The sequence below is a fragment of the Trinickia sp. genome (assembly GCF_051953405.1).
Lineage (GTDB): Bacteria > Pseudomonadota > Gammaproteobacteria > Burkholderiales > Burkholderiaceae > Trinickia.
In genome coordinates, this window is sequence record NZ_JBQCIV010000020.1 from 1 (window position 1) to 12,379 (window position 12,379).

The window sequence follows — 12,379 nt, forward strand, 5'->3', positions numbered from 1 at the left end:
TCTTGGATGAGATACTCCTCGACGATGTTCGGCAACGCTTGCTTGAGCCGCGGCCCCTTCAGCGGCGGCAGCGTCGCGGCCAACATCAGCAGGTCGCGCGCCGCCACCACCAGCACCGTGGTGGCGGCACGCGGCAAAAAGCCGAGCGCCGCACGGCCCGCGCGCTCCTTGCGCCCGCTCTTGTCGAGAAGCATGAACGGCATCTCGGGGAGTTGCCATTCTTGCGAGGGCACCGCCGGATCTCGCGGCGGCAGTAAGACGATCAACGTGCTCAAGGCCCGTCCTCTCTTGGTTTCGAATCCGGTTCAAAGCCGATCGCGCACGCTCACGACGCGAGTCGTATGCGTAAGCGGATCGCGATAGATAAGCGTCGTGCGGTCCACTTCCGCTCGCTCGTACTGTACGCGTCCATGCACGAGAAAATAGCTCGTCGTCACGTCCATGGGAATCTGGGTGATGTCGATGCCCGGCGGCAATGCGCCCGTGCCTTGCAAAGCGAGCTGCACGTCGGACGTATTCCGAAAGAATGCGCTCTGACGCCGCGACACCAAGGCTTGCGCACTCGAGAGCGACATGCCGGGCACCACCGCGGCCACCACTTCAGCCGGTGCGGTATTCATGTTCACGGGCGTGGACGTCGGCAGCACGGTCACGAAGGGGCGCAGCCGCGCCACCATCTCGGGCGTGAAGCCCGGCACGTTCAGCAGCGAATCGACGCTCGTAAACTGCAACGGCTCGTTCTCGATGCTGGCGGCGCTGCTGTCGTCTTCTTCGAGCCCTGCGCTACCGGAGGTGTTGGCGCCGGCGATGTTGCCCGGTTGCGGCGTTTGCACCGCGGAGCCGAGGCGTTTGCCGATCGGGCTTTGGAAGCGCGTGGCCGATTGCATCAAGGACGCGCGCATGCGAACCGCCACCGTCTTCGCGAGACCGCCGTCGAGACCCACCAGCGCGAGCAGGCGAGCGAACGCGGCCGCCTCCGTCTGATCGACCTGCAGCGCGCCGGGCGCCGGCACCGCGACGAGATTGCGCAAGTTGAATTTCGCTTGCGCATCCTCGATCGAACCGGAGAGGTACGTTTGCGCCCCTTCGGCGGCATCGGTCGCATCCATCTTGCCGAGAAAATCCGAGAGCTTCGTCTTGGCGATCGGCACGGCCCAAATGCCGCCCAAGTAGGTGATGGTGGGCGCGGTGTCGGCCTCCGAACGCAGAATGAGCCGCGTCCAGTCCACCGCGCCGCGCGATACCCACAGCGCTTGCGACATCAGCCGCTGATTCTGAATCCGGCGAATCTGCACTTGCTGACGCCAGAGCACCCCCGCGACGAGGATCGCCGACAGCGTGACCACTAACAGCGCGCTAATGATCGCCGCACCGCGCTGGCGCCGCCGCGCCGCCGCACTCGGCTTCGCGAACCGATTTGCGAACCGATTTGCAACCCGGTTTGCCACCGGCCTGGAAACCGAGCGTTCGACAGTGGACAATCGTGCGCGCATGGTCATTCTCCGACGAGGAACATGCGCCGGATGGGCACGTGCAGCGAAGGCGCGCCGATCGACACCTCGAGGCCCGTGACCGCGCGCGGCAACGGCGCCGATCCGAACTGCGGCACTTTGAGATTATTGTTGTTGCGCGCGATCTCGTTGCCCACGTCATCCATCTTCGTCGTCCAGCCGATGCTCGGCACGTACAAGCGCGCGGTGATTTTGCCGACACCCGAAATAAGGGGCACGGCGCTCCAATCGCCGCCGGTGCTCGGGCCCGCCAACGTCCGCCTCAATTGTCCGACGGTCGCCACGGGCGGCGAGGCATAGCGCGTCACGCGACCGTCGTTCACTTGGTAGCGCACGACCTGCAGGCGCGGCGCCTCGCCCGCGAGCCCGAATGCCCGCACGATCTGCAGCCCGTCGCTCGTGGCGGAAACGGCCGGCTGGCCGACTTCGTCGTCGGTCGCCGCCTCGCGCGCGTCGACACGAAGCTGATCGAACAGCTGAACGAACACGCGCTCGTCTTCCATCGCGTTCGAAATCGTCTGCCGTCCGCGCATGATCTGATCGAGCCCGCGCCACGACAAAATCGCGATAACCGCCAAGATCGCGATCGCAACCATGAGTTCGATCAGCGTGAAGCCACGCTGGCGCCGGGCGGCGCGTCGCGGTCGTTTGGTCTTAAAGCGCACGGTTCGTCTCATTGGCGACCACCGTGACGAGATGAGCCAAACTGCCGGCACGCCCAGGGGTCGTCACCGACACCTCGACGCGGCGGAAGATCGGATTCGGCGTGGCGCTGACGTTCTCGGTGCAGGTCAGCGGCAAGTTGCCTTGGGAACAATCGAAGGTTTGGGTCCCGAGTTCGGGCCACCGGCGCATCAAGTGCAATTCGGTCAGTGCGTTGTCGGCGCTCCATCCCGCCAGCAAGCGCCGATGCAATTCGCCCTCGTCGTTCGCGAGCATGCCCACCGCGCGCAGCGAAGCGGCCAGTGCCACGGCGATGATCGCGAGCGCGACCAGCACTTCGATCATCGTGAAGCCTCGCTCCCGCGGGGTAGGGTGGACTGAGCGCATCTCAACGCACCTCGTAGCGGCCGTTGCCGGTGCCGACGATCGTCGTCCTGCCGGCCGCCGAGTAGAGCGTGACCGTCACGGCTTGCCCGATGCTTTCCATCCCGAATACGAGACGGTCGGGATGCAGGTCGGAGCCCGGGTAATCGATCGTCACACCGGTGACGCCGCCGTCCCACTGCCGTTCGCGCAGCAAATCGTCGCGCAGCACAGGACGCCAGCCGTCCTCGGTACGAATATCGAAACGATAGCCGCCGGTCACGGGTTGCCAAGCGATGGGGCGCGATCGAACCTGCGCCTCGTCGGACGCCGATTCGAACAGCAGCGCGAGACGCTGCGCCTGCTCGTTCAGATCGGTGCGCGGATTGCGCCTGAGCGAAACGGAGGCGAGCGACACGAGCAGCCCCGCGATGACGAGCACGACCATCATCTCGAGCAACGTGAAGCCACGTGCGCGCGATGCTGGGCCGCGCAATCGCGCGGGGCCGATACCGCCGTCGATAGGCATGTTCGCCGATAGGGCTAGAGGGTTAGGGCAAGCCACACGCCGTACGCGGTATGCGCCGCACTACTGCCACGAGCCGATATCGGCATCGTTGCCTTCGCCGCCGGGTTTGCCGTCCGCGCCGTAGCTGAATATGTCGATCTCGCCATGCACGCCGGGATTGAGATATTGGTACGGATTGCCCCACGGATCGTTCGGCAGGCGTTCGAGATAGCCGCCGTCTTTCCAGTTGTTCGGGATCGGTTCGGTCGTCGGCTTTTCGATGAGCGCGCGCAATCCTTGGTCTTGGGTCGGATAGCGCCCATTATCGAGACGGTACAGCTTCAGCGCTTGCATCATCGTCCCAATATCTTGCTTGGCCGCGACGCGGCGCGCTTCGTCCGGACGGCTCATGATCTTGGGCACGATCAGCGCGGCGAGAATGCCGAGAATCGCGATCACGACCATGATTTCGATCAGCGTAAAGCCGCGCTGGCGCCGTGCGCGCAGGGCGGCTACTTCGTTACGACGTTTGTTCCACTGTTGCATCATTCGCTACCTCGTTCGATGAATTGTCGACGAAGCGCATCGCGTGCGCTTCGCATGGCGCCGCCGATTGTAATGGGGCTTGCCAGGCACAGTCAGGGTTCGCGAACCTCGCAAAGCCGAGAATAGCCCTTACAATGACGCGCATGAATACACTCCAAATCCGCCTACTGTCGTTCGCGCTGTTCGCGGCTTTTTGCGCGACGCTCGCCTATTGGATCGTCGTGCTCACCGCGCATCCCGCACCGCCGCCGCCCGCGGCCGCCGTCGCACCGAGCGTATCCGTCGAAGATGCCGCGGCGCTCTTCGGCGGCAAGCTGACGCACGAGGTCAATCGCAACATCAAGCTCGTCGGCATTCTCGCGCTGCGCGAAGGCGCCGCGGCAATTATCGGCGTGGGCGACGAACCCGCCCGGGCCCTCGCGCTCGGCAGCACGATCACCGACGGCACCAAGCTTGCCGAAGTGCGCGCTCGCTCGATCGTTATCGATCATAACGGTGTGCGCTCGGAAGTGCCGCTGGCGCCCAACGCCGGCGGCCCGACCATCTACGTGCGCTGAACCGCCTCCGTTCGCGGGCGCGCCACCGCGCCGGGCGCCGTCCCTCTGCGCTGCGCCCGGCAGCCGGCGCGATCGCTGAACCGCCACCGCTAGCCGCATCGGCACCAGCAGGCTGTGCTGCGGCAACTACTGCACCATGTTGTTCAAGTCGATGATCGGCAGCATGACGGCCAGCACGATCACGAGCACCACCCCACCCATCGCCAGAATCAACAGCGGCTCGAGCAAACTCGTGAGGAACATCGTGCGTCGTTCGAGTTCGCTCGCCTCGCCCTCCGAGGCGCGATCGAGCATCGTCGTCACGTCGCCCGTCGCCTCGCCCGAGCGAATCAAGTGCACGAGCACGGGCGGAAACGTCTTCGTATTACCGAGCGCCCGCGACAGCGAGGTCCCCTCGCGCACACGGACGATCGCGTCGTCGACATTGCCGCGCATGGCGCGGTTGTTCAGCGTCTCGCCGGCCGCCTGCAGCGCGCGCAAAATCGGGACGCCCGCCGCGGTGAGAATCGCGAGCGTACTCGCAAAGCGCACCGTGTTGTAGCCGCGCACGAGCTTGCCGAGCAGCGGGGCCGTCAGCACCCATCGGTCGAACGAAAGGCGAGGGCCCGTCTGCGACAAAATCGCACGCGTTGCGTAGACGAGCACCGCGACGCCGATCAGCACCGCCCACCACCAGTGCCGAACGAATCCCGACAACGCCATCATCATCACCGTGAGGACCGGCAGTTGTTGCTTCGTCGAGGCGAACACGTTGACGACCTGCGGCACGACATAGCTGAGCAGGAACGTCACGATACCGAACGCGATCAGCGTCACGATGGCCGGGTACGTGAACGCGAGCACGATCTTTTGCGAGAGCGCATTGCGCTGCTCGATGTAATCGGCCAAACGCGAGAGCACGAGGCCCAGCTTGCCCGTATGTTCGCCCGCCGCGACCAACGCCCGATAGATATCGGGAAAATCGCGCGGGTGTTGGGCGAGCGCATTCGCCAGCGAGTGGCCGCCCAGCACTTCCGCGCGGATCGACGCGACGAGTTCGCGGATGTAGTCGCGCTCGGCCTGATCGGTCAGCACGGCCAAGGCTTCGTCGAGCGGCAGCCCCGCCGTCAGCAAGCTGGCGAGCTGGCGCGTGAGGATCGCTTGCTCGCGTGCCGACAGCTTGCGCCCAAGCGCCAGACGCCGCGTTCGTTCGCCGCGCGCCGCGCTGGCCGCGGGCTCCACCACGAGCGGCGTCAGCCCTTGCGTACGCAATTGCGCGCGAGCCGAACGGGCGCTGTCCGCATCGAGCACGCCCTTTTGCGCGCGGCCCGCCGTATCGATCGCTTCGAAGCGAAAGGCCGGCATCGGTTACACCCCGCCCGTCACGCGAATCACCTCTTCCAACGAGGTGAGGCCCGTCGAGAGCCAACGTTCGGCATCCTCGCGCAGCGTGCGCATGCCTTGCGCGCGCCCCGCCGCGAGGATTTCGGCATCGGCCGCGTTGTGGTGGATCATCGTTCGGATCGATTCGTCGATCGTGAGCAGCTCGTACACGCCGCGCCGTCCCGAATAGCCCGAACGCGCGCACTTGTCGCAGCCCACCGGGTGCCATTGCGAATGGCCGTCTTCCACGCGTTCTTCCTTGCAGACGGGGCACAGACGGCGCACGAGCCGCTGCGCGAGCACGCCCAGCAGCGAAGACGCGAGCAGGTACGGCTCGACGCCCATATCGGTCAGACGCGTCACCGCCGACGCCGCATCGTTCGTGTGCAGCGTCGCGAGCACCAAGTGGCCCGTGAGCGATGCTTGCACCGCAATCTGCGCCGTCTCGAGATCGCGGATTTCGCCGATCATGATGATGTCCGGATCCTGCCGCAGAATCGAACGCAGCGCGCGCGCAAACGACATCCCGATCCGCTCGTTGACCTGCGTTTGCCCGATACCGGGCAGGTCGTATTCGATCGGATCTTCCACCGTCATGATGTTGGTCGTCGCCGTTTCCAAGCGCGAGAGCGACGCATACAGCGTGGTGGTTTTACCCGAACCCGTCGGCCCCGTCACGAGCACGATGCCGTGCGGGCGCGAGATCAATTTATCGAACTGGGCGAGGGTATCCGGCCCCATGCCCAGCGCTTCGAGATTCAAATGCTGCGCATCCTTTTCGAGCAGACGCAGCACCGCGCGCTCGCCGTGCCCCGTCGGCAGCGTCGACACGCGCACGTCCACCGCACGGCCGCCCACACGGAGCGTGATCCGGCCGTCCTGAGGCAAGCGCTTTTCGGCGATATCGAGCTGCGCCATGATCTTGATCCGCGAGATCAGGGCCCCGTGCAGCGCCTTCTTCGGCCTAACGACGTCGCGCAGCGTGCCGTCCACGCGAAAACGCACGACCGACGCATTCTCGAAAGGCTCGATGTGGATGTCCGATGCGTGTTCGCGGGCTGCTTGCGTGAGCAGGGCGTTGATCATCCGAATGATCGGCGCGTCGTCTTCCGATTCGAGCAAATCCTCGACTTCGGGGATGTCTTGCATCAACCGCGACAGATCGACTTCGCCTTCGACCTCGCCGACCACCTGCGCCGCGCTGCCGTCGTTGCGTTCGTAGGCCTGGTTGATCGCCTGCGCGAGTTCCTCGGCGGGCACGCGCACAGCCGTCAACGCGCCGAAATTGCGCGCGACTTCGGCCAGTGCCGCTTGGCTCGTGCGGTCGCTGATCCAGACTTCGATGCCTTCCGCGCGTTGGTGGGCGACGAGGATCTGCCCGTTGCGCGCGAACACGTACGGCACGAGCCGAGCCGCGAGCGGCGACGGCGCCTGGCGTTCGGCCGGCGCGCCTGAGTTGGGAGCGGCATGCAGCTCGCTCACTGCGACGCTCCCGGCGTGGCGGTTTGCGGCTGTTGCGGGGCCGACTGCGGCGGCAAGGTTTGCGGCTGGGCCGGGCTCGGTTGCAGCGGCACGGCCTGCGGCTGCGCGCCCGGTTGCGCACCCAGTTGCGGCTGAGGCGCCGGTTGTTGGACCGGCGGAGTGGACCCGTGCGTCATCTGCCTGAGGTCGAACAGATCCGCTGCCGGCGCCACGCCTTGGCTCGGCCCGGCCGGGATCGGCGGCACGACCGGGAAGTCCTTGTCGCGCATCACGTTGTTATCGGAACGATAGGCGTTCGTCAGGCCCTGCACGTAATCGTAGCGATTCTGCGTGATCTGCTGCGCCGTATCGCTGTCGCCGATGATCACGGGGCGCAGGAACACCATCAAATTGGTTTTCTGGCGTTGCTTGGTTTCCGAGCGGAACAACTGGCCGATCCAAGGAATATCGCCGAGCAAGGGTACCTTGCTGTTCGACACTTGATAGTTGTCCTGCATCAAGCCGCCGAGCACGATGATCTCGCCGTTGTCGGCAAGCACCGTCGATTGAATCGAGCGGATGTTGAAGGTCGGGCCTTGCGAATTCGCCGACGTGCTCACCGTGCTGCCGACGACCGACGAGTCTTCGGTATAGAGCTGCAGCTTGAGCACACCGCCCGCGGTGATCTGGGGCTTCACGTGCAGCGTCAAGCCGACGTCGCGACGATCGTACGTATTGAACGCGGTGCCGGGTGTGGCCGTCGACAAGTTCGCGTACGAGCCCGTCGGAATCGGCACGTTCTGCCCGACGACGATCTTCGCTTCTTGGTTATCGAGCGTGATCAGGTTCGGCGTGGAGAGCACGTTCGCATCGCTGACGCCGGCGAAGTATTGAAGCAACCCGCCAAGGCCTTGCACGCCGAACATGTTATGCAGCCACCCGACGTTCAACCCCTGGGTGAGCGTACTGGGCAGCGAGGCCACGCCCCCGCCGCTAGCCAGCGGCGCGGCCAGCCCGGCCGCCACCCCGAGGATGTTGGAGCTGCCCGTGTTGCCGGCCGCGCTGGAGAGGTTGGTGCCCGCCAGCAGGTTGCCGCTCGCGACTTGCCACTGAATGCCCAGGTTGCCGGCCCGCGTCGAGTTCAGTTCCACGACGAGCGCTTCGATATAAACCTGCGCGCGGCGCGCGTCGAGCTGGTCGATGACGGCGCGCAGATTGCGGTAGACGGGATCGGATGCGGTGATCACGAGCGAGTTCGTCGCGGCATCGGCCTGGATCATGCCGCCCGGCTGATTTTCGTCGGCGTTTTCGCCTTGCTTGTCGCCTAGAAAGCCACCGGTGTTGCCGCCGCCGAGCCCGCCGCTGCTCGAGCCCGACATCGAGCTGCCGCCGCCGCCGAGCGTGCTACCGCTGCTGCCGTACGACGAAGGCAGCGGCGGTGTTCCGCTCATGCCCGTCGACGTCGAGCTGCCGCTGGAATTGTTCTGGCTGAACGAACTCGCGTTGCTCGACTCCGCGCTGCTGCCGGAACTGCCGCCCTTGCCGAGCATGCCGCGCAGCGTCTTCGCGAGCTGGACCGCACTGGCGTTACGCAGATGAACCACGTGCATGTTGCCGGGCTGCGAACTGGGCGCATCGAGCTGCGCGACGAGCTGCTTGGCCGATTCGAGCCGCGCCTTGTTCGAGGCGCGCAGCATCAGCGAATTGGTACGGGCATCGGCCATGACGGACACTTTCAGCGTCGCGTCGGTGCTGCCGATCGAACCGGGATCGAGCAGCTTCGACAGTTGCGGCTCGAGGTCGAGCGCGTTGGCGTTCTTCAATGGCACGACGACGATCTGCTGGCCCGCTGCGTTGTCCACGCCCGCGATGATCGCCGCGATGCGACGCACGTTGTCGGCATAATCGGTCACGACGAGCGTGTTGTTGGCCGGGTACGCGGCGATCGTATTGTTCGGCGAAATCAGCGGCCGCAGCACGGGCAGCAGGTTATTGGCCGATTCATGGTGCAGCTCGAACACTTGCGTGATGACTTGGTCGCCCCGGGCCTGCGGCGTGTTGCCCACGTAGGTCGGCGCGCCTTGCAGCTTGGCATCGGCTTCGGGCACGACCTTGAGCACGCCGTGATCCTGAACGATCGAGAACCCTTGCATGCGCAGCGCCGCCTCGAGCGTCTTCAGCGCCTGCTCCTCCGGCACCGGATTTTCCGATACCAAGTTCAACTGACCCTTTACGCGCGGGTCGACGATGATGGTCTTGTTCGTCGCGGCGCCGATCGCTTTGGCCACCTGATCGATATCCGCATTCACGAAGTTCAAGGTCACTTCGGCGTGCGCGGCTTGTGCGGTCATGAGCCCGGCCAGTAGAAGCGCGGTAGCGATGCGACGCAGTGCCATACGATTTCTTGTCATGGAAGATTGGTTCAATGCGAAAGTGCCTGCCCTCGGCGGTAGCGCCTCGCCCCACACCGCGCGCCCGTCGTCGGTATCAGCATCGGATGTTCGCCCCGCCTCTCAAGAAGACGAACATTAGCAGTTTTTTGTGTCCGATTAATCACGAGGCCCTGAGTATGGCTTCGCTTTTACGTCAGAAAGTTCTCAATTGTCTACGTGGCGCCCGCCGTTTCGGATGAAAATCGCCACGGCTTCACCCCCGCCTGCGCGCCGTCACCCGCCGTTGTCGGCCAACGGCTCGGCGATCTCGGACGGGTTGAGGCCGCAGTCGATCGCACCCGGTATCAACCCGGTATCATACGGGCGAATATTTCGACTGAATCGAAAGGCAAACTCGGGTTTTCCCCAGCTGCCGCGTAGGCGTGCTTCCCTGGCCGGGGCGAGCCGCGCCGCGAATAAAAACGCATTGCGTCGAAGGCACTCGAATGACGAAACGGACAGTTCTGATCTTGGCGGTTTGGCTCGCGGCGCTCGCGTCGGCGAACGCGCGCGCCGACTGTTACGACGAGGCGGCCCGCTACCAGAAGGTCAACCCGCTGATTCTGCGCGCGATCGCCTGGCAAGAGTCGCACAACCACCCGGACGCCCTGCACAAGAATGCGAACGGCTCGACCGATTACGGGCTCATGCAGATCAATTCCATTCATCTGCCCACGCTGGCCCGTTACGGCATCTCGAGCGACACGCTGATGGAGCCGTGCAAGAGCGTCTACATCGCAGCTTGGCATCTGCGCCAAAAGATGAACAAGTACGGCAACACTTGGGCGGCGGTGGGCGCCTATCACTCCGAAACGCCGTCGCTGCGCGACCATTACGCCCGCCAAATCATCGGCATCCTCTCGCAGTGGAAGCTGCTGCAAGCGCAGCGCTGAACGCGGCGCGGTTCGCGCGGGCGGTCAAGGCGGGGCAGGCCAGGAGGGACTCGGGCCTCGTGTCCTAGGGTGGCGCTCCGGCGTTTGGTGCACAATGCTCCCTACGCTCTTCTTGCGGCGGCGCATCGCGCCATCGCCCCACCCGATATCGACTGCAATGAACCATTCGCCTGTGCCCGTCACCGTGCTCTCCGGCTTTCTCGGCGCGGGCAAGACCACGCTGCTCAACCACATTCTCGCCAACCGCGCCGGCTTGCGCGTCGCCGTGATCGTCAACGATCTCGCGGCCGTGAACATCGACGCGACGCTCGTTAAAGACTCCGCCACTCTGTCTCGCGTCGAGGAACGGCTCGTCGAACTATCGAACGGCTGCATCTGTTGTACGCTGCGCGACGACTTGCTGGCCGAGATCGGCCGGCTCGCCGACGAAGGCCGCTTCGACGCAATCTTGATCGAATCGACGGGCATCGCCGAGCCGATGCCGATCGCCGAAACGTTCGCCTTCACCGACGACGAGGGCCGCTCGCTCGCCGATGTCGCTCGGCTCGATACGATGGTGACGGTCGTCGACGCGTTCAATTTTCTGCGCGATTACGCATCGGCCGACGCGCTCGCCGAGCGCGGCCTGGCCGCGAGCGAAGACGACGATCGGACGATCGTCGAACTCCTGATCGAGCAGATCGAATTTTGCGATGTGCTGGTCCTGAACAAGGCCGATCTCGTCGACGCGCCGGCCCTCGAACGGCTCGAGCGGATCTTGGCACGCCTGAATCCGCGCGCGGTTCAAGTGGTGAGCCGCTTCGGCGTGGTGCCGCTTGCCGAAGTCATCGATACGAAGCGGTTCGACTTCGAAGCCGCCGCAAGCGCACCCGGGTGGCTCGCCTCGCTCGAACACGAGCATGAGCACGACCACGATCATGGCGACGGCCACGGGCACGCCGGCCATTCGCACGTGAGCGAAGCCGATCAATACGATATCGGCAGCTTCGTCTACCGTGCGCGCCGGCCGTTCCATCCCGAGCGGCTCTCGGCGCTGCTGCACGAGCAGTGGCCGGGCGTATTGCGCAGCAAAGGATTTTTCTGGCTGGCCACGCGCAATGACGTAGCAGGTACGCTGTCCCAAGCCGGCGGGGTGTGCCGTCACGGCCCGGCCGGCATGTGGTGGGCCGCGCAGCCGCGCGACGAGTGGCCCGAGGACGATGAACTCGCGGCCGAAATCGCCGCCGATTGGTTCGGCGCACCCGAGGACGCGACGATCGGCGACCGCCGTCAGGAGCTGGTGCTGATCGGCGTCGGGCTCGATGCCGAGGTTTGGCGTGCGAAGCTCGATGCCTGCCTGCTGACCGACGACGAATACGCGGCCGGCCCGCACGGGTGGGCGCATCTGCCCGACCCCTTCCCGGCATGGGATCTCGACGCCGACGATCACGAAGGCGACGACCAAGGGCAGATCGTCCACTAAGGCCGTCTTGCCGATTCGCCGGGGGCGCACACGCCCCCGGGCCGCCCCCGCGGCCGGCGGCCCGCGGCTAACGCGCGCGCAAAAAAACCGAAAAAAAAAACCCGCCAGCGGCGGGTGTCGAACAAGCTTCAAGCCGGGCCGCAATGGGCCGCGAAGGGCTTAGCGCTTGTTGACGGCATCCTTGAACGCCTTGCCAGCCGTGAACTTGACGGTCTTGGCGGCCGGGATCTTGATGGTCTCGCCCGTCTTCGGGTTGCGGCCCGTACGCGCAGCGCGCTTGCCCGAGCCGAAGCTGCCGAAGCCGATGAGCTGCACCGCGTCGCCCTTGGACACTGCCTTCTTGATCACTTCCAGCAGCGTGTCGAGCGTTTCGCCGGTTTGAGCCTTGCTGGCGCCCGTCTGACCTGCGACGGCGTCGATCAGTTCCTGTTTGTTCATTAACGTTCCTCTTTATCAGATTGAAGTGACACAGACAGCGCAAAACGCGCCGAATTATACGTACGCAAGCTGTGCCGTCGAGTAGCTGTGGCGAAGCGTGCGCCGCTCGGTCGCGCTGAACCCCCTGGCGCTACGGCCGTGCGGCGCTTGCTATGATAGCTCAGCGCAAACCCAATAACGGCA

At 65.0% G+C, this 12,379-nt stretch carries 13 protein-coding genes; 3 read left to right on the forward strand and 10 right to left on the reverse strand.

The features are described from left to right. The 6 genes from gspL to gspG form a co-directional block, all read right to left on the reverse strand. Positions 1–275, reverse strand: a 275-nt coding sequence (gspL, locus tag ACTHN9_RS03930; protein ID WP_440535441.1) for a type II secretion system protein GspL, incomplete at its 3' end; no start/stop codon positions are given. A gap of 30 nt (positions 276–305) precedes the next feature. Continuing rightward, entirely contained in the window at positions 306–1,493 is a 1,188-nt protein-coding gene (gene gspK, locus ACTHN9_RS03935) for a type II secretion system minor pseudopilin GspK (RefSeq protein WP_440535442.1), read from the reverse strand. A 2-nt stretch (positions 1,494–1,495) separates the two neighbouring features. Continuing rightward, a complete protein-coding gene (locus tag ACTHN9_RS03940) occupies positions 1,496–2,188 on the reverse strand; it encodes a PulJ/GspJ family protein (RefSeq protein WP_440535443.1) in 693 nt (230 codons plus the stop codon). Then, positions 2,166–2,561, reverse strand: coding sequence for a type II secretion system minor pseudopilin GspI (gspI, locus tag ACTHN9_RS03945; protein WP_440535444.1), 396 nt, complete (start codon positions 2,559–2,561; stop codon positions 2,166–2,168). The genes ACTHN9_RS03940 and gspI overlap by 23 nt, the downstream gene beginning before the upstream one ends. Before the next feature lies 1 nt (position 2,562). After that, positions 2,563–3,066 carry a GspH/FimT family pseudopilin gene (locus ACTHN9_RS03950; RefSeq protein ID WP_440535445.1) on the reverse strand — a complete coding sequence of 168 codons (504 nt, stop codon included), beginning with the start codon at positions 3,064–3,066 and terminating at the stop codon, positions 2,563–2,565. 60 nt (positions 3,067–3,126) lie between these two features. Further along, entirely contained in the window at positions 3,127–3,591 is a 465-nt protein-coding gene (gene gspG, locus ACTHN9_RS03955; protein ID WP_440535452.1) for a type II secretion system major pseudopilin GspG, read from the reverse strand. Positions 3,592–3,734: 143 nt separating this feature from the next. On the opposite strand from gspG, the gene ACTHN9_RS03960 reads away from it, so the two are divergent. Beyond that, the gene (locus tag ACTHN9_RS03960; RefSeq protein WP_440535446.1) at positions 3,735–4,148 is read left to right on the forward strand and encodes a hypothetical protein; all 414 of its coding nucleotides are present in this window, start codon (positions 3,735–3,737) and stop codon (positions 4,146–4,148) included. A gap of 126 nt (positions 4,149–4,274) precedes the next feature. Here ACTHN9_RS03960 and gspF read toward each other — a convergent pair whose 3' ends face one another. From gspF to gspD, 3 genes are read right to left on the reverse strand one after another with little or no spacing between them, the layout of a single operon-like run. After that, positions 4,275–5,492: a type II secretion system inner membrane protein GspF gene (gene gspF / locus ACTHN9_RS03965; RefSeq protein WP_440535447.1), complete on the reverse strand. Its 1,218-nt coding sequence runs from the start codon at positions 5,490–5,492 to the stop codon at positions 4,275–4,277. 3 nt (positions 5,493–5,495) lie between these two features. Further along, positions 5,496–6,992 carry a type II secretion system ATPase GspE gene (gene gspE, locus ACTHN9_RS03970; RefSeq protein ID WP_440535448.1) on the reverse strand — a complete coding sequence of 499 codons (1,497 nt, stop codon included), beginning with the start codon at positions 6,990–6,992 and terminating at the stop codon, positions 5,496–5,498. Continuing rightward, positions 6,989–9,382, reverse strand: coding sequence for a type II secretion system secretin GspD (gene gspD, locus ACTHN9_RS03975; RefSeq protein ID WP_440535449.1), 2,394 nt, complete (start codon positions 9,380–9,382; stop codon positions 6,989–6,991). Before gspD ends, gspE begins: the two co-directional genes overlap by 4 nt. Positions 9,383–9,849: 467 nt before the next feature. Between gspD and ACTHN9_RS03980 the strand changes: the two genes are divergently transcribed. Both ACTHN9_RS03980 and ACTHN9_RS03985 read left to right on the forward strand, forming a co-directional pair. Then, positions 9,850–10,296 carry a lytic transglycosylase domain-containing protein gene (locus ACTHN9_RS03980; protein WP_440535450.1) on the forward strand — a complete coding sequence of 149 codons (447 nt, stop codon included), beginning with the start codon at positions 9,850–9,852 and terminating at the stop codon, positions 10,294–10,296. Positions 10,297–10,453: 157 nt separating this feature from the next. After that, entirely contained in the window at positions 10,454–11,758 is a 1,305-nt protein-coding gene (locus ACTHN9_RS03985) for a GTP-binding protein (protein WP_440535451.1), read from the forward strand. Between the two features lie 159 nt (positions 11,759–11,917). Here ACTHN9_RS03985 and ACTHN9_RS03990 read toward each other — a convergent pair whose 3' ends face one another. Next, on the reverse strand, positions 11,918–12,196 hold the full coding sequence (locus tag ACTHN9_RS03990) for an HU family DNA-binding protein (protein WP_074262967.1): 279 nt from the start codon (positions 12,194–12,196) through the stop codon (positions 11,918–11,920). Between the last annotated feature and the right edge of the window lie 183 nt (positions 12,197–12,379).

What these genes read in the sequence shown, in the direction of transcription:
- gspK (WP_440535442.1), bottom strand. Translation starts at nt 1,493, where the DNA reads ATGCGCGCACGATTGTCCACTGTCGAACGCTCGGTTTCCAGGCCGGTG.
- ACTHN9_RS03940 (WP_440535443.1), bottom strand. Translation starts at nt 2,188, where the DNA reads ATGAGACGAACCGTGCGCTTTAAGACCAAACGACCGCGACGCGCCGCC.
- gspI (WP_440535444.1), bottom strand. Translation starts at nt 2,561, where the DNA reads ATGCGCTCAGTCCACCCTACCCCGCGGGAGCGAGGCTTCACGATGATC.
- ACTHN9_RS03950 (WP_440535445.1), bottom strand. Translation starts at nt 3,066, where the DNA reads ATGCCTATCGACGGCGGTATCGGCCCCGCGCGATTGCGCGGCCCAGCA.
- gspG (WP_440535452.1), bottom strand. Translation starts at nt 3,591, where the DNA reads ATGCAACAGTGGAACAAACGTCGTAACGAAGTAGCCGCCCTGCGCGCA.
- ACTHN9_RS03960 (WP_440535446.1), top strand. Translation starts at nt 3,735, where the DNA reads ATGAATACACTCCAAATCCGCCTACTGTCGTTCGCGCTGTTCGCGGCT.
- gspF (WP_440535447.1), bottom strand. Translation starts at nt 5,492, where the DNA reads ATGCCGGCCTTTCGCTTCGAAGCGATCGATACGGCGGGCCGCGCGCAA.
- gspD (WP_440535449.1), bottom strand. Translation starts at nt 9,382, where the DNA reads ATGACAAGAAATCGTATGGCACTGCGTCGCATCGCTACCGCGCTTCTA.
- ACTHN9_RS03980 (WP_440535450.1), top strand. Translation starts at nt 9,850, where the DNA reads ATGACGAAACGGACAGTTCTGATCTTGGCGGTTTGGCTCGCGGCGCTC.
- ACTHN9_RS03985 (WP_440535451.1), top strand. Translation starts at nt 10,454, where the DNA reads ATGAACCATTCGCCTGTGCCCGTCACCGTGCTCTCCGGCTTTCTCGGC.
- ACTHN9_RS03990 (WP_074262967.1), bottom strand. Translation starts at nt 12,196, where the DNA reads ATGAACAAACAGGAACTGATCGACGCCGTCGCAGGTCAGACGGGCGCC.